A 22,531-nucleotide genomic window follows, 5' to 3' on the forward strand; every position below is an offset into this window, starting at 1 on the left:
CGAGTAGCCCGGCTCCCAAGGCTGGCTCCGTGGTGGCAAGCTTGCCTTCAGTTGCGCTGGAGTGTGGCGACGGACAGCTGACCGCGATTCGCTCGGCATGTTCCGGCTACAAATAGCGCGAAATATATCGAGGTCGTTACCTTTGGTTCGCCTCGGCGAAAGGCCATCAGCGGCCGAATTACGCCGAGACGCGGTCTGGCGGGGCTTTGGCGAATTCACTGCGGCCGCGAAAGCGTGGGGTCTGAAAACTACGCAAGGCGACCTGTGGCACACGCCTCGCCCAGCTGCATTTACTGACGTTTGGCTAGGTCACACTTAATCTGATGGCGTTTTCATTTCAAAAGTGGAACTTTTGCCATCACGACCGCTCATAACCCTGCTGCCGTTGCTGGCCGATCGATGACCCATCTTGATGCGTCACTGATCGCCTAGCACGGCGCGCCCACGACTCTCGGGTTGTCGGTTGTGGCTGCCGCGAAGGATGTCGCAAGCGCCTGGACTGGCGTGAGGGAAATGCCGCTTGGAGCGGCTAAAGGGATAGGACTCAGCCTTACACAGAAAAGCCCCGCATCGCTCGATGCGGGGCTTTTTTGTGTTTGTTGACCTCGGCGCTCGATGCCCGGTCTGCCGAGTACTTTGTGGACTTTTCCGCCGGTCCAAGGAGTCGGTAGCGGGGATGCGGTGTCCATGCACTGTATGACCTCAACACTCCGACCAGGATCTTCACTGCATGCCAACCACTCTCACGCCCAAGCTCTCGGCGCTCAAGGCGACCACCGAACAGCTGGTCGACCAGGTCGTCGCTCCCAACGCCGAGCGCGTGGACCGAGAATGTCTATGGCCGGCACATACTCTTGAAGCGCTGGCGCAAGCCGGGCTGTTCGGTCTGCAGGTGCCCGTCGCGCAAGGCGGCCACGGCCAGGGCCTGTTGGCACTGAGTGTACTCACCGAAACGTTGAGCAAGGCCTGCCCGTCTTCGGCGCTGTGTTTTGGCATGCATTGCGTTGGCACGGCGGTGATTGCAGCCAAGGCGACATCTCATCACCGCCAGCATTACCTCGAAGCCATCGCATCGGGTGAACATCTCACCACGCTGGCACTGTCGGAAGCCGGCTCCGGTGCGCACTTGTACCTGCCGGGCACGACACTGCGCACCGACGGCGAGCATTTCCTCCTCGACGGCACCAAGCAGTTCGTGACCAACGGCGGGCATGCCGACTCCTATGTGGTCTCGACGGTAGCCGGCGGCGCAGACAATGAAACCGGCGACTTCAGTTGTGTGATTCTCGACCGCGACACCAGTGGTATGACTTGGCTCGAACCTTGGGCGGGCTTCGGCATGCGCGGCAATTCCTCGCGGGGACTTCGGCTCGACAATGTTCGGGTGCCCCGCGCCAACCTGCTGGGCGAGGCCGGCGATCAGGTCTGGTACGTATTCGAAGTGGTAGCGCCGTTCTTCCTCATGGCGATGGCTGGCACTTACCTGGGCATCGCCCAGTCGGCGCTGGACGCGACCGGCGACCACCTGCGCAATCGTCGCTATGCCCATTCGGGCGCCGCGCTGCGTGAAGCGGAAGCCTTGCAGATTCGCTTCGGCGAAATGTGGGTCGCGCTGGAAAAATGCAGAGCGCTGGTGCGCGAAGCCGCGCGGCTGGGTGATAGCGGCCATGCAGACGCGCTGCCCTATATTCTCGCGTGCAAGGCCGACGCCGGCGAAACGGCGATCATGCTGGCCAACGAGGCCATGACCCTCTGTGGTGGAAGTGCCTATCGGGAAAACAGCCGCGTCGCCCAAATGTTGCGCGACGCTCGGGCCAGTCATGTGATGTCGCCGACGACCGATCTGCTCAAACTGTGGACCGGACGCAACCTACTGGGCCTGCCGCTGCTATGACCGTCGCAGCACCGCTCCAGTCGATCATCATCGTCGCGACGGGCGAGGCCGAGCGCGATCGGATCGACGACATTCATGCGCTGGCCCGCCGGCATGCCAGCGAAACGCATTTGCTGAGCGAACAGGCGCTGGCCGACTGGCTCGGCCGGGCCGACGCCGTCGAGATCGAGCCCGCCGTACTGGTCTTCGCGCCTTCGCTCGAGCGTCCCGCGGGTCTGGCTCGAACCGCCCGGCAACGTTGGTCACGTTGCGAGCTGCTGTTCGTGCGCGAGCCATCGACCTTGGCGGACTTCAGGCGGCAGCTGGGCATGGCGCCGATGCTCGGCATTCATTGGGCGGTGGTGCCCGATGACGACACCCTGGAAGACGTCCTTGCGCTCGCCAGCCAAACCGCCCGGCGCCGCGCGCGGCTGCGTACCACGTTGGACACTGCCAATCTCAGCCTGCCCGCACGGCCAGATAGCCAGACGCAGAAGCGTCAGGCGATGGCCGATCATTACCTGGCGAGCTTCATCGACTTCGCCCAGGAAGCGATGGTCGGTCTCGATGCCGGCCAACAGGTGATGTTCTGGAGCGCTGGTGCCGAAGAGCTGTTCGGCCTGCCTTCGGCCGCTGCTGTCGGTCAGGACGTGCGAGATCTGCACTTCTGGAATCCGGATCTGGACGAGGCCCTGCGGGCGCTGAGCGCCGGTAAGCGCTCGGTGCTGGTCGAAAGCACCTGGTTGCAGGACGCTCAGCCGATAGCGCTGGAAATACTTTGCTCGGCCGTCCGCGACGAGACCCAGGCGCTGATCGGCGTTTCGTTGACGATCCGCGATGTGTCCGCTATCGCCACGCAACGATCTGCCCACCAGGCCGAGCTGCAGGCGGAACGACAATACCTGTACCAGCTGTTCCAGCAAGCGCCCGGTTTCGTCGCCGTCACCCAGGGGCCGCGGCACTTGGTAGAGCTGGCCAACCGCGCGTTCTATCAGTTGGTCGGTCATCGCGATGTCATCGGTCGGCCCGCTGGCGAGGCCTTTCCAGAGATGGAAAGCCAGCCGGTGCGCGACCTGCTCGACCGCGTCTATGCCACTCGCCGTCCCTTTGTCGGACGCGGCGTGGCGGTGCATGCCCCGCGTGCGCGGCAGGCCGCGCGCCAGCTGCGCTATGTCGACTTCGTGTTCCAGCCGGTGCTGTCCGAGCATGGGTTGATCACCGGTATCTTTTGTCAGGGCCATGACGTCACCGCGCAGCGATTGGCGCAGGAGCAACTGCAGCGCTCCGAGGAGCATCTGCAGGCGCTGGTCGACCAGCGCACCTGCGAGCTCGAGCGCAGCCAGCAGGCTCTGCATCAATCGCAGAAACTGGAGGCGATCGGCAAGCTGACCGGTGGTGTGGCGCATGATTTCAATAACGTGCTGCAAATCATCGGCGCCAACCTGCAATTGGTACGTGCGGCGGTTTCGCAAGACGAGCGTCTCGGCGGTCGGATCGACCTGGCCTCGGCCGCGGTGGAGCGTGGCGCCAAGCTTTCCTCCCAACTGCTGGCCTTCGCTCGTCGGCAGCCGCTGAGCCCGGCACCGACCAATCTGGCCCGCCTGCTACGCGACATGGACGGCTTGCTGCGCCGCGCGCTGGGTGAATATGTGGAGATCGAAACGGTTGTCGCTGGCGGCCTGTGGACCACCCTGGTGGACCCGAACCAGCTGGAAAACGTGGTGCTCAATCTGGCCATCAATGCCCGCGATGCAATGCGTGGCGGTGGCCGGCTGACGCTCGAGCTGAGCAACGCCATGCTCGACGATGAGTACGCCCAGGCCGCCGGCGACGTGACCCCTGGGCAATATGTGCTGCTGGCGGTATCCGATACCGGCATCGGCATGTCCGCCGAGGTGGCCGAGCGCGTATTCGAACCCTTCTTCACCACCAAGCCTGAAGGCGAAGGCACCGGCCTTGGATTGTCGATGGCCTACGGCTTCGCCAAGCAAAGCGGAGGGCACATTCGGCTGTACAGCGAGGTCGGCCACGGAACCACGGTCAAGGTCTATCTGCCGCGCACGTTGCAGGCGGAGCGGGCACCGGCACCGCTGCCGAGCGGGCCGATCACCGGCGGGAACGAAACCGTGCTGGTGGTTGAGGACGACCTGGCGGTGCAGGCGACCGTCGTCGATCAGTTGAGTAGCCTCGGCTACGGTGTGCTGCGCGCCAACGATGCGCAGAGTGCTTTGAGCATCCTGCAGAGCGGGCTGGCGATCGACCTGCTGTTTACCGACGTGGTGATGCCAGGCCCGCTGCGCAGCCCCGAGCTGGCGCGCCAGGCCCAGCAGCTGTTGCCGAACATCGTGGTGTTGTTCACCTCCGGTTACACGCAGAACGCCATCGTTCACGGCGGCCGGCTCGACCCCGGTGTCGAGCTGATCAGCAAGCCGTATCGCCTCGAGCAGCTGGCGCGAAAACTGCGGCATCTGCTGGCCAGCCGGCCCCAGCGACAACAGCCGTCAATCTCGAGCGGCGTCTTCGAGGCAGTCGCCTCGACGGCAACGTCGCCGCAGGTTCTGGTCGTCGAAGACGAACCGGCGATACTCGAAATGACCTGCGAAATGCTCGACGTGCTCGGACATCAGGCGACAGGCGCCGCCGATGCGGAAACGGCTCTGCAGCTATTGGGCAGACAACGCTTCGAGATCCTGCTGACCGACGTCACGCTACCCGGCCAGTCAGGGCTTGAACTGGCAGCGCAGGCGCGTGATATGCAGCCGGGCCTGAAGGTGGTGTACGTGTCCGGTTACGGCGCGACGGTTGGCGAACCTGGCACCCCGACACTGGCCAAGCCGTTTTCCATGCAGCAGCTCGAAGAACTGCTCGGCCATCTGCTGGCTTGAGCCGGCGGAAAGGGTTCATGGGCGGAATAATGCGCTGTCGGGGCGAATTTTTCTTGCAGCTTGCAGCTGCCCTATGCGGCCGCGCCCTGGTTGATCTCGACGATCACCGCCACGATGCCATCGGCGTCCGCGTCGCTGAATGCGCCATCCAGCCCTTCGTGGTGAACCGCCGTAAACGGCGGTTCATAGAGCTGCCCCGGCTCGATGGTGCCGTGCCGGGTCAGGCGCTCGATGATCATCTCGACAAAGCGGATCTGCTGGCTGTTGTAGCGGCTGCCGTCGAGGAACTTGCCGAACGCCTCCAGCGCCGCGTTTCGATCCAGTCCCACCAGCGAGCGGATGAACAGCGGCAACGGCTGTTCATCGCCGTAGCATTCGATGAAGCGCTCGCGGCTTTCCACCGGCTCCGACCCGTAGACGAAACGTTCCAGCTCTTGCAGATCGGTCGGCGTCAGTGGCCGGTTGTGCTTGAGCTTGGCGATGGCAAGGTGATTCTCGTTGGCGCGAATGTAGGCTTCGACCTTTTTGCGGTACTGCGCCAGATTGATGCCGGTGCTGAAATCCTTGAGGACGATTTCGCTGGCCTCGCCGATCTGGTCGGTCAGCAGGGTATAGACCGGATTGGAAGCCGTGCGCTCGATCAGCTGAATCAAGCCGCGCAATCTACGTCGCGCCCGCTCGATCATCGGCAGGGTGATGTCCTGCCAGTAATCTTCGCCTTGCACGTCCTGAATCAGCGGCAATTCGGCGCGCACCGCCGGGATGCTTTCCATGACCTCCAGCTGGCTGGCCAGCTCTCGAATGCGGTCGCGATTGGCGACGAAATCATTGCTGGCGCGCAGTACCGCCAATTGCAGATTGGTGCACAGCAGGTCGAACAGCCTGGCGCTGATGTGCTCGGCCTCGCGCTCGCTGGGCAGGCCGGCGACGTGCTCACGCAGATCCCCCAGCGCGGCATCGTCCAGCTCATTCCAGACAATGCGCTCGGCATAGCGCACCACATGCTCGCGTTCGGTACGCACGATGAAGTTGTCCAGGTTCATCGCCGCAACTTCACCGTGCAGTTCATCCGTCACGCCCTGCCTGAGGGTCGCGAGCCTGTCGTAGCCGCCGATGGATTCTGCGAGGCCATCCGAAACCCGCGTGTCCTTGCCAGATAGCAGCGACAACAGATCGAGCCGCGCCTTGAACAGGCGTTTGCCGACCGGCTCGGCCACGCTGCCCAGCGCGCCCTTTGGATGTTCGTTGAAGTATTCGAAGTTGCCGCAGAAGTCGAAGATCAGGAACTCTGTCTTGTCCACGCCCGGTGCGAACAGATTCGGGCACAAGCGCGTGCCGCGCCCGATCATCTGCAGAAATTTCACCTTCGAGCGCACCGCCTTGAAGAACACCAGATTCAGCACTTGCGGCACGTCGATGCCTGTGTCGAGCATGTCCACCGAGATGGCGATCTGCGGCAGCTTGTTCTGCTTGCTGCTGAACTCATCGATCAGGCTCTGTGCGTAGGTCACCGCGTGGGTAATCACGCGGGCGAAGTCGCCCTTATGGTGCGGGTAATTGTGGTCGAAGCGCCGGGCGATGAACTCGGCGTGCTTCTGGTTGACCGCAAAGATGATGGTCTTGCCCAGCTTGTCGCCGCCGTCCACCTTCAGGCCGTTCTGCATCAGATGCTGCAGCATCAGGTCCACAGTGTGTTCGTTGAACAGCTGCTTGTTCACCTCGCCTGCCAGCACCTCGGTGGGCGCATCGCCATCCTCGGCCGCGCGGTCGCCCCAGTCCAGCGACTCCCAGTGCTCCTTTTCCGCGTCGCTCAGCTCGTCATAGCGGATGCCCTCGCGGACGAACCGGATCGGCACCGAATGGGCTCTGGGCGGCACCAGGTAATTCGCCGCGACCGCTTCATCGAGGCTGTAGGCATCAGTCGGCACACCGGTTTCCAGGCCGAATAGGTGATAAGTGTCGCGATCCACCTCGTCGCGTGGGGTCGCGGTCAGGCCAACGAGGTAACTGTCGAAGTAGCGGAAAATCGCCCCGTACTTCTGGTAAACGCTGCGGTGCGCCTCGTCGATGATCACCAGATCGAAATGGCCAATGCCATAGCGGCGCTGCTCACCGTCCATCTCGTCGATCAGGCCCATCATCGTTGGGTAGGTGGAGAGATAAACGCGGCCCTGGCCGTTCTTTTCGGTGACCAGATTGACCGGGCTGGAATCCGGCAGGTGCGCCTTGAACGCACCGGTCGCCTGCTTGACCAGCGCCACGCGGTCGGCCAGAAAGAGCACGCGCTTGACCCAGTTGGCGCGCATCAGCAGCTCGACCAGGGCGATGGCGGTGCGGGTCTTGCCGGTGCCGGTGGCCATGGTCAACAGGCCGGCGCGACGACCCTGACTGAACGCCTCGGCCATGGCGCGGATGGCGCGCTGCTGATACGGACGGCCGGCAATCTCGGGATTGATCGGCAGGCTGCCCAGATCAGTCTGCAACTGGCGGCGCTGCACGGCCAGCTCCAGCTCATCGCGGGTGTAGAAACCCTGCACCTCGCGCGGTGGCGCGCGACGGTCGTCCCAAAGCCAGGTGTGGTTGCCGTTGGAGTAGAAGATCAGCGGCCGCTGGCCTTTTTCGGCTTCCAGGCAATCGGCATAGAGCTTGGCCTGCTGCCGGCCAATGTCCGGGTCTTTCAGGCTGCGCTTGGCTTCCACCACCGCCAGGGGCTTGCCGTCGGCACCCCACAACACATAGTCGGCAAAACCTTCGCCTTTGGCATTGGGCATGCCCGTGAGCGGCACCTCGGCGGACATGTTCCGGCCCGCCTCCCAGCCCGCTTCGCGCAACAGCACATCGATGAACAAGCGGCGCGTGTCCGCCTCGTCGTAGTCGTGGGTATCCGGCACCGCGATATTGGCCGACTTGGCGTTGGCCAGCTCAGCGCGTTTGGCGGCGAGTTCGGCATCCAGTTGGGCCAGTAGCGCTTCGCGTTCGGCCAACGTCGCGGCCTGCTCGGCAATGGCGGCTTCACGCTTTTCCAGCTCTGCATGTTGGTTCTTGAGCTGCTGCTGGAAGCGCTCTTCCTGCTTCTTCAGCTCGGTGCGGGTAAAGGCGGCGGCATCGGTGGTGCTGACCAGCTGCGGCACGCGCTTCTCATCGAAACTGGCGGCGATGTGCTTCGGGTCACTGTTACGGGTGTAGGTACGCGCCAGCCAGAACAGGATGTGGAACAGCTCGCGGACCAGCTTGATGGCATCACTGAAACCGAGCGCGCCTTTGCCGTGCACCGCCTGATTACCCATGCGCTGGATCAGGCGCATCTTCTGATGCACCTGCACCGGCACCAGTTCCTCGAAATCCCGATCCGTCAGCAGCACGTTGAGGCTGCGATCATACGGCATGCGCAGGTCGCGGTCGTTCTCGTACAACCAGTGCACCACCTGCTCCAATGCATGGCGGGTGCGCATGCAACAGGCGCGCGGGTCGGAATAGACCAGTTGCTCGGCGCCCCTGGCCGGTTCGAGAAGGGCTTTGAATTCGGGGTCGAGAAACTGGAAATTGGTCATTGTCTTATCACTTCCTTGGTACGGCAGGCTTGCGCCTTCCTCAGGTCGAACCTACAATCGCCGCAAATGGACTGGGGGTTCCCGGTCGGCGTCATGGCCTCGGTGCGATCACCGGGGCCTTTCGCTTTCTAAAGGTGGATGAATCTTCAAACCCCACCCCTCGAAGCCGATACCCACCTGCATACGCCCTCCGCTGCAGAAAAATTTCCGCTTCAGGAGCTCGAATGCCCGGTTCGGTTGCTCGGGCTTCACAACAGACAAGCCAATGGGCCGTGCTACCAGATCAGCCAGCTGCAAGCCCGATGAGTTGGTTTTCTTATCAGCGAACACGATCTCGAAAGGCAGCGTTTTACCGAACTTATTGTCGCCGGCACAGATCCGCCTGAATTCCAGCTCCAACTCTGCATCCTCTCGTTTACCCCTGCATTCCACCACAACGTGCGTTGTCGGTTGATGCTGATGTTTCTCCTCGACAAATTCGCAGAGCGTTTCCAGGCAGAAGCCGAGCGCAAGATGGTATGGATTGCTGCCCCGCTCCCGTAGCCGGCGCTTGTCGATAACACAGCCGATCAGAATGAAGTTGCTGGTTTCGATAATGTCGGTCAGCTCACCCAGGAAGCGCTGCCTATGCTGCCGGCCGTTGAATCTAAAGCCGCCCTTTTCCTTGCGGATATCGGTTTCGTGCAGCACGACGAGGTCGTGCCCGAAATGCTTGAACTTGAAGGTTTCGATGGCCGGAACGACCTGCTGCGCATAATGGACCTTGTGGAACACACAAAAGGCCAGGACGAACACCGGGTAGTTGGGGTCGATGTTCTCCAACCCGTGATCGCCGCTTTCATCCACATACACAACGTATTTGCTAAACGACTTTTCCGTTGATTCAGGCGCAGGGCCCGTCGCAGGCGTGACCGTTTCGCCAGGAAACAGAGGCATCTGCCGCGAGGCTGCGGCTATGGGCGTTTCGGTCAGGCAGGCGGGTTTGTCTGTCATCTTATTCAGGTAGCCAGTGAAGGGTATGTGTTGAGCTGTCGGCCAAATGGGTGGAGCTGTTCGGCAAATGTGTGGAGCTACCTTCGCGCAAATGTTCGGAGCTGCCGGCCAAGTATTCGGAGCTATCCCGCAAGTGTTCGGAGCTACCTCGTAAATGTTCGGAGTTGCTTGGCCAATATCCGAAGCTGCTGCCAACGGCATTTTCCAGCAAGGCGCCTTTTCCGTCACGACCGGCTGCGAGCTTGCATTCGAGGTCGATGGACTCGCGGAGGAGGTCGAGGTCGGCGGGGGAGTGGAGGGTGATCATGGGTTAGAGCGTTCCTCGTGTTCCGAATGCGTTAGCTTGCAGCGCAGAAAACAAGCTATCGGTAGACTCGGAAAAAGCTAGAAGCCTCATTTTTTGCTTATTCAGTTCGGCGCAGATAGCGTTAAATCTAGTCTGCTCCCGAAGGGGCGGCAGAGGGATGGTGGCCTCAGTAATGTTTCCTTTCTTTATGTATTTAATGATTCCTCCGATGCTTTGCTTTCTGAGCTCAACAAGGTAAGCATCCATAAAGTGAAACAGATAATTTGTAGTGAGCCGTTGCTTATCTAATGACTCAAGAATGTATGTGCGCTGGTAGGCGTCAAATTTTCCTGAGTACTGCTTAACATTAAGGTCTCCGTTGCCAGCAACCAAAACGCATTCGCAGTCATAGCTATAAGTGGATATGCGAAGAGGGTCGCGGGCGCAGGTGAAAAATGGATATGCACCATTTTCGCTGCTTGCGTTAGCATCCAACTTGCCTGTTTTTAGCTGGATCAAGCCCCCAAGGGGAACCGATGGTATGGCTTTAGTGTTTCTCACCGGGTCACCGAACATTTCCAGGAATACGGATTGCAGCAACTGATCGAGCTTGGCGATAGCTTCGCGGCGCTTGGCACGCAAGGCGTCGGCCTTGTCCAGAATTGCCGCGATGCGGCGTTGTTCGGGGAGGGGCGGGAGTGGGATTTTTAGTTCCGAAAACCGAGATTTATTGACGATAGGAATAGTTGTCGAGGGCGCCATAGCCTCTAATTTTGGCTTTAGTGTTCTGCAGAAGTGGAACCCGTATCGTGGCTCTACAAATGACGCATCGAACACAAGCGAGTTAATCTGCTGGTTCGTGCACAATTCGATTTCTGCGATTCCAACTTTCCCGAGCGATCCAATGCAAGAGACCATAACTGAGCCAGCAGGAATGCGCGCCACAGAATCGGCCCCATCCTCACTTAGATGTGTCGTTGTGGAGTAAACGCTTGCATCTGTCAGATCTGCGGGCGTTACGAATGGGATAGCTCCGCCGTAAAGGTCTCTGTTGGAAGTTACTGGTGTTTTACCTGTAACCACGCGAGCGACAGAGGATAGTGTTTGAGATGGCCAGAGGGGATGGTCTCTATAGGCTGGCATGACACATTCCCTCCAACTCTTCCATGCCCCGCATAATCTCCGCCTCCAGCGCTTTCAACTCCGCCAGTATCTTCTGCGGTGGTTCATGCTCGACCTGCTCGTAAACCACCTGTTTGTAGCGGTTGATGGAGAGGTCGTAGTCGTTGCCGACGATTTCCGACTTGGGTACGAGAAAACTCTGCTCGGTGCGTTCGCGCGCCGTTTCGCCATCGTGGTTCTGCCAGCGAATCAGCAGGTCTGGCAGGTTGTTGCATTCGTGCTTGCTGGCATCCAGCGGGTTGCGTTTGTCGTCCAGCGAAAAACCATCGGCCTGCATCTTGTAGAACCAGACGTTATCGGTGCCGCCGGAATTGGTCTTGGTAAACAGCAGGATGGCGGTGGAGACGCCGGCGTAGGGGCGGAACACACCGGAGGGCATGGAAACGATGCCGTCCAGCTTGTGGTCTTCCACCAGCAGTTTGCGCAGGGTCTTGTGCGCCTTGGATGACCCGAACAGCACGCCGTCCGGCACGATCACCGCGGCGCGGCCGCCGGTTTTCAGCAGGCGCAGGAACAGGGCAAGGAACAGCAGTTCGGTCTTCTTGGTCTTGACGATGTCCTGCAGGTCCTTGGCGCAGCTTTCGTAATCCAGACTGCCGGCGAACGGCGGATTGGCGAGGATCAGGCTGAACTGGCCTTCGACGCCGGCGTGGCCTTCGCTGAGGGAATCGCGGTTTTCGATGGCGGGGTTTTCTACGCCGTGCAGCAGCATGTTCATGGAGCCGACGCGCAGCATGGTGCTGTCGAAGTCGAAGCCGTGGAAGGTTTCGTGGTTGAAGCGTTTGGCCGCTTCCGCGTCGCGATAGATCTCGTCGCGGTGGTGCTGATCCAGATACTCCGCTGCCGCCACGAGAAAGCCCGCCGTACCGCAGGCCGGGTCGCAGATGGTGTCGCTGGGGCGCGGCGCCATCATTTCCACCATCAGCTTGATAACGTGGCGCGGGGTGCGGAACTGACCGTTCTGCCCGGCGCTGGCGATCTTGCCGAGCATGTATTCGTAGAGGTCGCCCTTGGTGTCGCGGTCCTCCATCGGGATGGCGCCGAGCATGTCCACCACCTTGGCCAGCAGGCCCGGCGTCGGGATGGTGAAGCGCGCATCCTTCATATGGGCGGAGTAGGTAGATTCACCGTCTTCACTGCCGAGGCTCTTGATAAAGGGAAACACCTTCTCCGAGATCAGCGTGTAAAGGCTGCCCGGATCGCCAAGCAGCTTGAATTGCGACCAGCGCAGGTGTGCCTGGTAGGGGTTGAAGATCGGGTTCTCGATGGGCTTGCCGGTGCGCGCGGCTTTCTTTTCCTTCACCGTTTGCAGCTCGTCGAGGCGCTTGATGAATAGCAGGTAGGTCATCTGCTCGATGACTTCCATGGGGTTCGAAATGCCGCCGCTCCAGAAGGCGTTCCAGATCTGGTCGATTTGCGTCTTGATGGTGCCGGTGATCATTGGGCTACTTCATGTGAAGAAAGGTAATGGTGCGTGAGCTTAAGCCGCTTGGTTTAGCAAACCAACACTGGCGGAACATACACGTCGAGAAAACGAGCGGATCGCGCAGCGCCCATGGGACTTTCAGGCCGTGCTGTTCAGCCAGAACGTCACGAACCGCCCATTGGATACCTGGTGAAGCGTCGAGATGCCGTTGCGTAACGGTGCTGCGCAGTCCCGCGCATGCGGTGTGTCAGTGTTGTCCCGAGCCGGGTTGTTACACAGCTCCGGCCAGATCGCGGGAATTATCTCAATCGTCAGTGATCGGACGAATCACGGAGTAAATGTTGGTCGCAGGGAATTAGGAGAAGTCGGGGTAAGGCTCGCATTCGCGCTACAGGCGAAATGCGAGGCGCTCAGTCCAGCAAATCCGCTGCCTCAAGGCAGCCCAGCGATGAGGCAACCATGGCAGACGATAACCGTAATTCTCCTGGGCAGAGCGCCGAGAACAAGGACGACAGCGAGGTGGGGATCCGTGATCCCGACACTGCCTCCAGGTCGCGCCGTGCCTTTCTCAAGGCAGTCGGGGCCACAGGCCTGGCAGCAGCCGCTGTGCCAGCCTGGGCACGGGTCGGATACGCCAATGACGCCGAGGAGCCAGCAGCACAGCGCCCCGATGGCGAGGCGGCCCCGGCGGCAGGCCACCAGCGCATCACCCTCAAGGTCAACGGTCAACCCCACACGCTCGATGTCACGGCCAACATGGTACTGCTCGACGTGCTGCGTCACCCGCTCGGTCTTACCGGTACCAAGAAGGGCTGCGACCATGGCCAGTGCGGGGCGTGCACCCTCCATGTCAACGGCCAGGCGGTCAATTCCTGCCTGAGCCTGGCCATCGCTCATGACGGCGATGAGATCACTACGGTCGAAGGGCTCGAACGCAACGGCCAGCTGCATCCCATCCAGCAGGCGTTTCTCGAACACGACGCCTATCAGTGCGGCTACTGCACCTCGGGCCAGATGATGATGGCGGTAGCCATCCTCAACGATCCCAGCGTCGGCAAGGACGATCTCTCCGTGCGCGAAGCAATGAGCGGCAACATCTGCCGTTGCGGTGCCTACAAGAACATCCTCAGCGCCGTCCAGTCGGCGCGCAAGCAGATGAAGCTCGCCTAGGAGGTCGACATGCGCCATTTCGATTACAGCCGCGCCGAGAGCGTCGACCAGGCGGTAGCCACTTATGCTGGCGCCAAGGGAGCCTCATTCCTGGCCGGTGGCACCAACCTGCTGGACATGGTCAAGCTCGACATCATGCGCCCTGAGCTGATGGTCGACGTCAATCGACTGCAACTCAATCAGGTCGAGGAACTCGATGATGGACGCCTGAAGATCGGGGCGATGGTCAGCAACGCTGCGCTGGCCCGCCATCCGCGTGTTGAGAAGCACTACACCGTGCTTTCCGAAGCGCTGCTCTCCGGGGCCTCGACCCAACTGCGTAACAAGGCTACCACTGGTGGCAACGTCATGCAGCGGGTGCGCTGCCCCTACTTTCGCGACGGCCACTCGGCGTGCAACAAGCGCGACCCGGGTTCGGGCTGCTCGGCCATCGGCGGCTTCAACCGCTCGGTGCACGCTGTGCTGGGCACCAGCGATCAGTGCATCGCCAGCCATCCGTCCGACATGTGTGTGGGGATGGCAGCCATCGGCGCCACGGTCAGCGTGATCGGTCCCGATGGTCCGCGCGACATCGACTTTCTCGATTTTCACCTGCTGCCAGGCGACAAGCCCTGGGAAGAGTTCGCGCTCAAGGACGATGAGCTGATTACCCACGTCACCCTCGAGGCGCCGATCCAGGGCGCCAAATCGGCCTACCTGAAGCTGCGCGATCGCTCGTCATATCAGTTTGCGCTGGCCTCCAGCGCGGCAATCGTGGCACTCGACGGCCATATCATCCGCGATGCGCGCCTGGCACTCGGCGGTGTCGGCACCAAGCCGTGGCGAGCACGGGAAGCTGAACAGGCACTCAAGGGGCAACCGGCGAATATTGCCACTTTCGAAAAAGCCGCGCGCATCGCCATGCAAGGGGCCAAGGGCTACGAGCACAACGCATTCAAGATTCCGCTAGGACAGCAGGCCATCGTGCGCACGCTGACCGACCTCACCGCGGGTTGACGGATAGCCAAGACAGGACTGCAACCATGAGCGAAAAGATCATCGGTGCTGCCAAGCCACGCATCGACGGGCCGCTGAAGCTGACCGGCCGTGCCAAGTACTCTTCGGACAACAACCTCGACGGGATGGTGCATGCCTACGGCGTGTTCAGCACCATCGCCCGCGGCGAGATCACCAATATCGATACCAGCGTGGCGAAACAGTCGCCCGGCGTGATCGATATCTTTCACCACGGCCACTTTCCGAAGCTTTATCACACGCCGAGCAGCATGGCGCAGGAAAACAAGGTCGACGAGGTGCGCCTGCCGTTCGAGGATAACCACGTCTATTACGCCGGCCAGTTCGTCGCGCTGGTGGTCGCCGATACCTTCGAGAATGCGCGTGCGGCCGCTTACAAGGTCAAGGTCGATTATCAGCAAAGTCCGGCCATCGCCAATCTCGACCAGGCCGTCGAGCAAGGCGGCACGCAGATGCAGGAAAAATCCAACCATACCCGAGGCAATCCCGAGCAGGCCTTCCAGAGCGCTGCCCATACCATCGATGCGACCTACTACACGCCCGTCGAGACCCATAACCCGATGGAAATGCACGCCACGGTGGCGGCCTGGAACGATGGCAAGCTGACCATGTACGACACCACCCAGGGCGTGGTGAACGCACGTAACGTCTACGCAAAGGTGTTCGGCCTGTCGCCGGATCGTGTCGAGGTGCTGACGCCGTTTCTCGGTTCGGGATTCGGCGGAAAGCTGTGGCCATGGCCGCACGGCATCGCTGCGGCCGCGGCAGCCCGTGAGATCGGGCGGCCGGTGCAGGTGGTCGTGCCTCGACAGCAGATGTTCACCACGACCGGCCACCGCCCCGAGACCCGCCAGCGTCTGCGGCTGGGCACCGATGGCGATGGTCGCTTGGTGTCGGTGCGCCACGAGACGACTTACACGACATCCACGATCGACCAGATGCAGACGTACGTGGAATCGTGCGGAAAGATGACCCAGGCCCTGTACAGTTGCGAAAACCTGAGCGTTACCCACGCCGCTGCCCGTACCAACCGTGGCACGCCAACATCGATGCGCGCCCCCGGTGCGGCGCCGGGCCTGTTTGCGCTGGAGTCCGCGATGGATGAAATGGCGCTAAAGCTCGGCATGGACCCACTCGAATTGCGCCGTCGCAACTATGCCGATTCTGACGAGAGCAAAGGCTTGCCCTGGTCGAGCAACCATATCCGTGATGCCTACGACCAGGCTGCCGAGCGCTTCGGCTGGGCCAAGCGCAACCCGAAGGTCGGCTCGATGCGCGACGGTAACGAAATCATTGGCTGGGGCATGGCGAGCTGCAACTGGGAGGCGATCCGCCGGCCATGCGATGCACGCGTTTCGCTGCGTGCCGATGGCTCAGCCTTCGCTTCTTGCGCCACTCAGGATATCGGTACCGGCACCTACACCATCGTGGCCCAGGCGGTCAGTGATGTTACCGGCGTGCCATTGGACAAGGTCGAGGTCGAGCTGGGCGACTCTTCCTATCCCTCGGGGCCGATCTCTGGTGGTTCGTGGGCCACGGCGACCACCCTGCCGGCAATCGCCGCGGCCGGGCGCAAGGCCATCGACGCGCTCAAGGAATACGCCACGTTGGAAGGCGGCGCCTTCCCCGATGCCAAGCCAGAAGACCTTACTTACGAAAACGGCCAGCTCAAAAGCAGTGATGGTAAGGCGGTCGGCTTCGCCGAGGTGCTCAAGGCCCGTCAGCTCGCCAGTGCTGACGGCGAAGCCCACACCGAAGGCGCGTCCACCGATACCTATGCCTTTCGCTCGTTCGGGGCGCATTTCGTCGAGGTGCGCTGGGACCCAGGCGTTTCCAATTTGCGCGTTACCCGCGTGGTCAGCGCCATCGACGTTGGGCGCGCCATCAACAAGCTGACCTCGCTCAATCAGGTCGAGGGTGGCATTGTCATGGGGATCGGCATGGCGCTCTTCGAGCAGACCGAATACGACCCCCGTGATGGGCGCCCGGTCAACAACAACTATGCTGAGTATCTGGTGCCGGTACATGCCGACCAGCCAGAGATCGACGTTATCCTGCTCGACCACCCAGACTTCAAATTCAACGAGTTCGGCGCGCGCGGTATCGGTGAGATCGGCATCACCGGTGTGCCTGCCGCCATTGCCAACGCGGTCTACCATGCCACCGGCAAGCGCATTCGCGACCTGCCGATCACCCTGGACAAGTTGATGGACGTTGGGGCGGCGACCCAGCGGGCATGAATGCATGTGGTGCCAAAAGGCAAGCTGTCTGGAAGAGGCAGCTAGGCTACAACATGGGGCTCTGGTACTTGCGCCAGAGCCTTGTGTATTTGGCACCGCAGTGGCTGCACACGATCCTCATGGCGCAGGCCATACGCGAAAAGCCAATTTCAGTACAGAGACCGCCATCTGCCGAATCCACGACCGCAATGACACTTCACAATGGCGCGCGGCTGGTCAACTTAGGGGCAAGGCCTGAAACGAAAAAAGCCCGCATCGCTGCGGGCCTTTCGTTTGTATGGTGCCGGCACCAAGAGTCGAACTCGGGACCTACTGATTACAAGTCAGTTGCTCTACCAGCTGAGCTATACCGGCTAAAAGATGGGCGCCATTATAGCCATTGCTCGCGGCGAGTAAACTGTTTGTTGCCAGTTACTTGCAATGACCTCATCAACTCGCGGTGCGAACATCGAGCTCAGCAATCAGTAGCAGGTTACGTGGGGTCAACTCTGTCGGGCAGAAGGTGCCCAGACGCACCGCATAACCGTTCTCGGCGAGCAATAGTGCGCGGTCGAGCAGCAGCCAAAGCTCCAGCGGTCGGCGGAACAGGCCGCGCAATAATTCAAGGTTGCGCACTTCGGCGAGGCGCTGCCAGCCACGTCGTTCGAGTTGGGACCATGCCTCGTTCTGCGGCGGGGGAAGACCTTTGAGCGTGGCGAGGTCGCGGCAGTATTGCTCGAAGCTTTTTTTCAGCCAGATGCTTGGGAGCGAGGGTGTGGGTAGATAGCTATCTTCCCCGCGCAGCGCTCGTTGCAGCAGATCGAAGGCCAGGCGCCAGGCCATCGAATGGTCGCGTTGACGGCGCTCGCGGGCACCGGCGGTGACCGTTTCGCTGAGTGGCAGGCCGAGATCCTGTCGCGACAAGGTAAGCGATGACCGCCGCGCGATGCCGGATAGCGCCTGGTAGTTGTCGTCCTGAATGCGGTTGTAGCAACACGGTGCGACCGCGAGTTGACGGCAGCCTTGCTCGATGCCGAGCCGGAGCAAACGTACATGCAGGTCGCCACACGCGTGCAGGGCAATCGGTGTGTGTGCTGGGCCCAAATGCTGCGCCACCGCATCGCTCATTACATCCTGCTGCCGATGGTTCGCCTCGATCCCTAACCGCTGACTCAAGCGGGCACCCGCCTCGACCAGCCTGACGTCACGCTCCAGACAAGTCAGGGTTCCTCCGAGCGCGGCCAACTGGCGACCCAGATGGCCTTTGCCGGCGCACCAGTCCAGCCAGTGCTGCGGGCGTTCGCTGAAATTGAGCGCCGAGCCGAAAGCCTGGATCTGCGACCATTTGCGCCCGGGTACGTCCACGGCTTGGCGGGCATCGATGCTTGGGTTTCGTAGCGTGGGCAATTGATCTACGCGACCGAGCGCCATCGCTTGTTCGGCCAGTTCCGGGAATGGGGCAGGCGCTGCGAGCTCGGCGGGATGGTTGTGGGCGGCTTCGGCGTCATCCAGCGAACGGCTGCGCAGCCATTGGGCCAGATGCGGGTGGTCCGCTTCCCACGGTAGTTGCATATGGGTGAAGGGTCGCGGCCGCCACAGTGCTTGATGCCGCACAAGAAACGCGTCGAGCTGCCGGAAACGTTCGGCGAGTTGCGAGTAGCTGAAGGAATTGGAGGACATTGAAGATGTTCGATTGGCGACTTCGAACTATATGATCGCGCTGAAACCGCTGGCCGAAAAGCGAGACGCCCGTCGAAACGGGCGTCTGCGTGCTGCTATTTGCCGTAAATCTGTTCTGGCAGCCAGGTGATCAGGCCCGGGAACTGGTAAGCGATCACCAGCAACAGGAGCTGAATCAGGATGAACGGCACCACACCTTTATAAATGGTGCTGGTAGGAACCGACTTCGGCGTGACCCCGCGCAGGTAGAACAGGGCGAAACCGAAGGGCGGTGTAAGGAACGAAGTCTGCAGGTTCAGCGCGATCATCACGCCAAGCCACACCGGGTCCAGCCCCATGGCCAGCAACACCGGGCCGACGATCGGCACCACCACGAAGGTGATCTCGATGAAGTCGAGGATGAAGCCGAGCAGGAAGATCACCAGCATCACCAAGAAGAACGCCCCAAGGACGCCGCCTGGCAGTTGAGCGAAGACGTCTTCGATTAACACCTCGCCACCGAAGCCGCGGAACACCAGCGAGAACAGCGACGCCCCAATCAGGATCAGGAACACCATGGCGCTGATTTCGGTTGTGCCGTAGGCCACGTCGCGCAGTTGGCCGAAGTTCAGCTTGCCCTTGTAGAACGCCAGAACCATCGCACCCAAGGCGCCTAGCGCGGCGGCTTCGGTCGGGGTTGCGTAGCCGGCGAGGATTGAGCCAAGTACGGCGCTGATCAGCAGTAGCGGAGGCACCAGCGCTTTGATCAGCTTGCCCCACTCGATCGGCCCGAGTTCTTCCTGCGGCAGGGCCGGCAGTTTCTTCGGCTGAAAGATCGCCACGCCGATGATGTAGAGAATATACAGGCCGACCAGCAGCAGGCCGGGGAGGAATGCGCCGACGAAAAGATCACCGACCGATACCGTCTTCGGCGAGAAGATGCCCATTTTCAGCTGCGCCTGCTGATAGGCGCTGGACATCACGTCACCCAGCAGAACCAGCACGATCGAAGGTGGAATGATCTGTCCCAGCGTGCCGGTAGCGGCGAGTGTGCCGGTGGAGATTGCCGGGTCGTAGCCGCGGCGCAGCATCGTCGGCAACGCCAGCAGGCCCATGGTCACCACGGTGGCACCGACGATACCAGTGCTGGCGGCGAGCAGTGCGCCGACCACGCAAACGGAAATCGCCAAGCCGCCGCGCAGGGTGCCGAACAGCCGCGACATGGATTCGAGCAAATCCTCGGCCACCCGGCTTTTTTCCAGCATCACACCCATGAACACGAACAGTGGCACTGCCAGCATCGTCTGGTTGTTCATGATGCCGAACAGGCGGTTTGGCAATGCACTCAGGAAGCTACCGTCAAACGTGCCGGTGAGTACGCCAATGCCGGCGAACAGCAGCGAGACGCCACCCAGCGTAAAGGCCACCGGATAGCCGGCCATCAACGCCGCGCAGATACCGACGAATAGCAGGATCGCCATCAACTCAGCCATGCTTCACCTCCGGCTCCGGCAGGCGTCCGGCAACGATGTAGGCAGCCTTGATGATTTCGGAAATGCCTTGCAGCGTCAGAGAGAAAACCAGAACCAGGATGATGCTTTTCTGTACGAAAACGAACTTCAGACCACCCGTTTCGCTGGAAGCTTCCAGCGTCGCCCAGGAGTTGCCGACGTAATCCCAGCTGGCCCAGCCGAGAAACAGGCAGACCGGAAGCAGAAACAGCAGCGTGCCGAGTACTTCGACCAATGCCTGGTAGCGGGCGCTGAAACGCTGGTAGAAGATGTCGACGCGAACATGGCCGTTGCGTTGCAGGACCCAGGCGGCTGTGCCCATGAAGACCAGCGCGTGAGCGTAGAGAACGGCCTCCTGAAGTGCGGTTGCGCCGATGCCGAAGCCATAGCGCAGCACTACCACCAAGGCGGTACCGACGACCAAAAACATGGTTAGCCAGGCGCAGGCCTGACCGAAGCGGGCATTCGCAGCATCGATAAGGTGTGCGACACCTAGCAAGGGAGGGGCGTGTTTCAACATGGCAGATCCTTTATTGTTATGGCCCAGACGGCCCGCGATTCTAGGCGGCTGCACGCTGGCGTCGCAACCGGCAGTACTACGTACGTAGTCTTTGTACGTAGTCACGGTGCTTGAGTGATAGATAGCCATATGATAGCTAGAACTACCTGAATTCGGGGTTCCGGTATTCAGCCATACAACAACAAGGAGTTACTCATGAAACGTCGTCAAATTCTGGCCGCCGCGGGTGTTGGTCTGGCCGCTACCGCATTGGCCGGTTGCAACAAGGAAGCCGAAACCGCTACTAAGTCCGAAGGCAGCGCAAGCGCCGAAAAATTCACCTGGAAGATGGTCACCTCCTGGCCGAAGAACTTCCCAGGTGTGGGCGTCGGCGCTGAGAATTTCGCCAAACTGGTCAATGAGATGAGCGCTGGCCGTCTGACGGTCAAAGTCTATGCTGCTGGCGAGCTGGTACCGGCGTTGGAAGTGTTCGATGCGGTATCCCGTGGCACCGCCGAGATGGGTCACGGCGCGCCGTATTACTGGAAGGGTAAGGTTCCCGCCGCGCAATTCTTCTGCGCGCTGCCATTCGGCCCCAACGCCCAGGAAATGAACGCCTGGCTGCATTACGGCGGCGGTATGGAACTTTGGGAAGAGGTTTACAAGCCGTACGGCGTTCTACCGATGGCGTGCGGCGCGACCGGTGTGCAGACTGCTGGCTGGTTCAACAAGGAAATCAACTCGGTCCAGGATTTCCAGGGCCTGAAGATGCGTACCCCGGGTCTTGGCGGCGAAGTGCTGACCAAGATGGGCGGCACCGTGGTCAACATGCCCGCTGGTGAAATCTTCACCGCACTGCAGACCGGCGCCATCGACGCCACTGAGTGGATCGGCCCGTACAACGATCTCGCCCTAGGTCTGCACAAGGCATCGAAGTACTACTACACGCCGGGCTGGCAGGAGCCGAACGTCACGTTCGAGCTGGACGTCAACCTCAAGGCCTGGGAAACCCTGCCGGAAGACCTCAAGGCGATCGTTCGGGCTGCTGCCCGCGCCGTCAACGGCGACATGCTCGACGACTACAACGCCAAGAACATGGAAGCGATGGAGCAACTGCGCGAGCAGGGTGTTGAAGTTCGCCGTCTGCCGGACGACGTGCTGGCTCGTTTGAAGGAAGTCGCTGCCGAAGTGGTAGACGCGTCCGCCGCCGCCGATCCGGTCGCAACCAAAGTCTGGGAGCAGCAGAGCGCCTATCTCAACCGTCTGTACGAATACGCCGAGCTGAACGAGAAAGACATCTACAACATTCGCGGCTGATTCGCGCGAGACGCAACACGAAAACGCCGCCCAACCGGGCGGCGTTTTTCATTTCTGGGTAATCAGCTTTCCAGGGTCGCGCTCAGGCTGATCTGCGCATTGAGCACTTTGGACACCGGGCAACCTTCCTTCGCCTGATTGGCGATCTGCTGGAACTGGTTGTCGTCTGCGCCTGGAACTTTGGCCTTCAGGGTCAAGGCGATCGCGGTGATGGAAAAGCCCTCGCCATCCTTATCCAGCGTGACTTCCGCGGTGGTGTCGATACGCTCGGCGGTGAGCCCGGCCTGGCCGAGCATCATCGACAGCGCCATCGAAAAGCAACCGGCATGAGCCGCGCCGATCAGCTCTTCGGGGTTAGTCCCAGGCGCGCCTTCGAATCGAGTATTGAAGCCGTAGGGATTGTCCTTCAGCGCGCCACTCTGGGTGCTGATGGTGCCTTTGCCGCTTTTCAAGTCGCCTTGCCAGACAGCGGATGCGGTTTTCTTCATGATTCCTCCGAGTTCTTCGAATGAGCGGCGGTGGTTGGTCGACGCGTGAATGATCGCGGCAGCGCGGCCGCTTGCCGGCCGGCCCTGCTTCGGCGGCTACTGCTGTTCGGCGGCAAGAAGTGCGCTCGCCAGCTCCATGTCGCTGGCTTGGAGCTGCGGCTGCTCGCTACGCACTTTCAGGAGCATGGCTTCGAGGTAGGGGCCCCGGATGGCGCCATCGCTGGCGACGAAGCTACCGGCGTCCTCGCGTGCGGCAGTGACCTGTTTGTCGTCGCGAAAGGTCATGTAGGTCGAGGCGGTGGTCGCTCCCGACGAAAGAATCTGACGGACGAAGCCGTCGTCCGCCATCACCGTGCCGAAGGGAATGCAACTCAACGCTACGGTTGCCAGTATCGTTTTACGCATGGTCGATGCCTCCGCTTGATCGTTCTCTAACTTGATCGTCCATTAGAAGAGTA

The 22,531-nt window shown here is 61.0% G+C and carries 16 protein-coding genes and 1 tRNA gene; 6 read left to right on the plus strand and 11 right to left on the minus strand.

All coding sequences use genetic code 11. From position 1 onward, the window contains the following. Nucleotides 1–730 precede the first annotated feature (730 nt). Entirely contained in the window at nt 731–1,894 is a 1,164-nt protein-coding gene (locus tag D7241_RS12020; RefSeq protein WP_408101717.1) for an acyl-CoA dehydrogenase family protein, read from the plus strand. Next, on the plus strand, nt 1,891–4,758 hold the full coding sequence (locus D7241_RS12025) for a response regulator (RefSeq protein ID WP_408101718.1): 2,868 nt from the start codon (nt 1,891–1,893) through the stop codon (nt 4,756–4,758). The genes D7241_RS12020 and D7241_RS12025 overlap by 4 nt, the downstream gene beginning before the upstream one ends. Nucleotides 4,759–4,829: 71 nt before the next feature. Here D7241_RS12025 and D7241_RS12030 read toward each other — a convergent pair whose 3' ends face one another. The 5 genes from D7241_RS12030 to D7241_RS12050 form a co-directional block, all read right to left on the minus strand. After that, nucleotides 4,830–8,309 (minus strand): DEAD/DEAH box helicase family protein, encoded by a 3,480-nt coding sequence (locus tag D7241_RS12030; RefSeq protein ID WP_408101719.1) that lies wholly within the window; start codon nt 8,307–8,309, stop codon nt 4,830–4,832. Between the two features lie 108 nt (nt 8,310–8,417). Then, nucleotides 8,418–9,302 carry a DUF3800 domain-containing protein gene (locus tag D7241_RS12035; RefSeq protein WP_408101720.1) on the minus strand — a complete coding sequence of 295 codons (885 nt, stop codon included), beginning with the start codon at nt 9,300–9,302 and terminating at the stop codon, nt 8,418–8,420. Between the two features lies 1 nt (nt 9,303). Then, nucleotides 9,304–9,609 (minus strand): hypothetical protein, encoded by a 306-nt coding sequence (locus D7241_RS12040; RefSeq protein ID WP_408101721.1) that lies wholly within the window; start codon nt 9,607–9,609, stop codon nt 9,304–9,306. A gap of 3 nt (nt 9,610–9,612) precedes the next feature. Then, a complete protein-coding gene (locus D7241_RS12045; RefSeq protein WP_408101722.1) occupies nt 9,613–10,731 on the minus strand; it encodes a restriction endonuclease subunit S in 1,119 nt (372 codons plus the stop codon). Beyond that, nucleotides 10,718–12,211 (minus strand): N-6 DNA methylase, encoded by a 1,494-nt coding sequence (locus D7241_RS12050; RefSeq protein WP_408101723.1) that lies wholly within the window; start codon nt 12,209–12,211, stop codon nt 10,718–10,720. The genes D7241_RS12045 and D7241_RS12050 overlap by 14 nt, the downstream gene beginning before the upstream one ends. Nucleotides 12,212–12,655: 444 nt before the next feature. Between D7241_RS12050 and D7241_RS12055 the strand changes: the two genes are divergently transcribed. Genes D7241_RS12055 through D7241_RS12065 form a run of 3 tightly spaced genes read left to right on the plus strand, consistent with a single transcriptional unit; the run spans nt 12,656 to nt 16,620 of the window. Further along, nucleotides 12,656–13,366, plus strand: a complete 711-nt coding sequence (locus tag D7241_RS12055; RefSeq protein WP_408101724.1) for a (2Fe-2S)-binding protein — start codon at nt 12,656–12,658, stop codon at nt 13,364–13,366. A 9-nt stretch (nt 13,367–13,375) separates the two neighbouring features. Beyond that, nucleotides 13,376–14,362 (plus strand): FAD binding domain-containing protein, encoded by a 987-nt coding sequence (locus D7241_RS12060; protein ID WP_408101725.1) that lies wholly within the window; start codon nt 13,376–13,378, stop codon nt 14,360–14,362. Between the two features lie 26 nt (nt 14,363–14,388). Next, nucleotides 14,389–16,620 (plus strand): xanthine dehydrogenase family protein molybdopterin-binding subunit, encoded by a 2,232-nt coding sequence (locus D7241_RS12065; RefSeq protein WP_408101726.1) that lies wholly within the window; start codon nt 14,389–14,391, stop codon nt 16,618–16,620. 278 nt (nt 16,621–16,898) lie between these two features. Here the strand turns inward: D7241_RS12065 and D7241_RS12070 are convergent. From D7241_RS12070 to D7241_RS12085, 4 genes are all read right to left on the minus strand, one after another. Continuing rightward, nucleotides 16,899–16,974, minus strand: a tRNA-Thr gene (locus D7241_RS12070). Between the two features lie 75 nt (nt 16,975–17,049). Continuing rightward, nucleotides 17,050–18,279, minus strand: a complete 1,230-nt coding sequence (locus D7241_RS12075; protein WP_408101727.1) for a methyltransferase — start codon at nt 18,277–18,279, stop codon at nt 17,050–17,052. 95 nt (nt 18,280–18,374) lie between these two features. After that, on the minus strand, nt 18,375–19,751 hold the full coding sequence (locus D7241_RS12080) for a TRAP transporter large permease subunit (RefSeq protein WP_408101728.1): 1,377 nt from the start codon (nt 19,749–19,751) through the stop codon (nt 18,375–18,377). Further along, complete coding sequence (locus D7241_RS12085; protein ID WP_408101729.1) at nt 19,744–20,289, minus strand: TRAP transporter small permease subunit; 546 nt, start codon at nt 20,287–20,289, stop codon at nt 19,744–19,746. The genes D7241_RS12080 and D7241_RS12085 overlap by 8 nt, the downstream gene beginning before the upstream one ends. A gap of 195 nt (nt 20,290–20,484) precedes the next feature. On the opposite strand from D7241_RS12085, the gene D7241_RS12090 reads away from it, so the two are divergent. After that, nucleotides 20,485–21,585 carry a TRAP transporter substrate-binding protein gene (locus tag D7241_RS12090; RefSeq protein WP_408101730.1) on the plus strand — a complete coding sequence of 367 codons (1,101 nt, stop codon included), beginning with the start codon at nt 20,485–20,487 and terminating at the stop codon, nt 21,583–21,585. Between the two features lie 62 nt (nt 21,586–21,647). On the opposite strand, the gene D7241_RS12095 is transcribed toward D7241_RS12090, so the two are convergent. Then, nucleotides 21,648–22,073 carry an OsmC family protein gene (locus D7241_RS12095; protein WP_255982667.1) on the minus strand — a complete coding sequence of 142 codons (426 nt, stop codon included), beginning with the start codon at nt 22,071–22,073 and terminating at the stop codon, nt 21,648–21,650. Between the two features lie 96 nt (nt 22,074–22,169). Further along, nucleotides 22,170–22,478: a DUF2388 domain-containing protein gene (locus D7241_RS12100; RefSeq protein WP_408101731.1), complete on the minus strand. Its 309-nt coding sequence runs from the start codon at nt 22,476–22,478 to the stop codon at nt 22,170–22,172. Between the last annotated feature and the right edge of the window lie 53 nt (nt 22,479–22,531).

This window comes from Stutzerimonas sp. VN223-3 (genome assembly GCF_045999685.1).
GTDB classification, from domain to species: Bacteria; Pseudomonadota; Gammaproteobacteria; order Pseudomonadales; family Pseudomonadaceae; genus Stutzerimonas; species Stutzerimonas stutzeri_AR.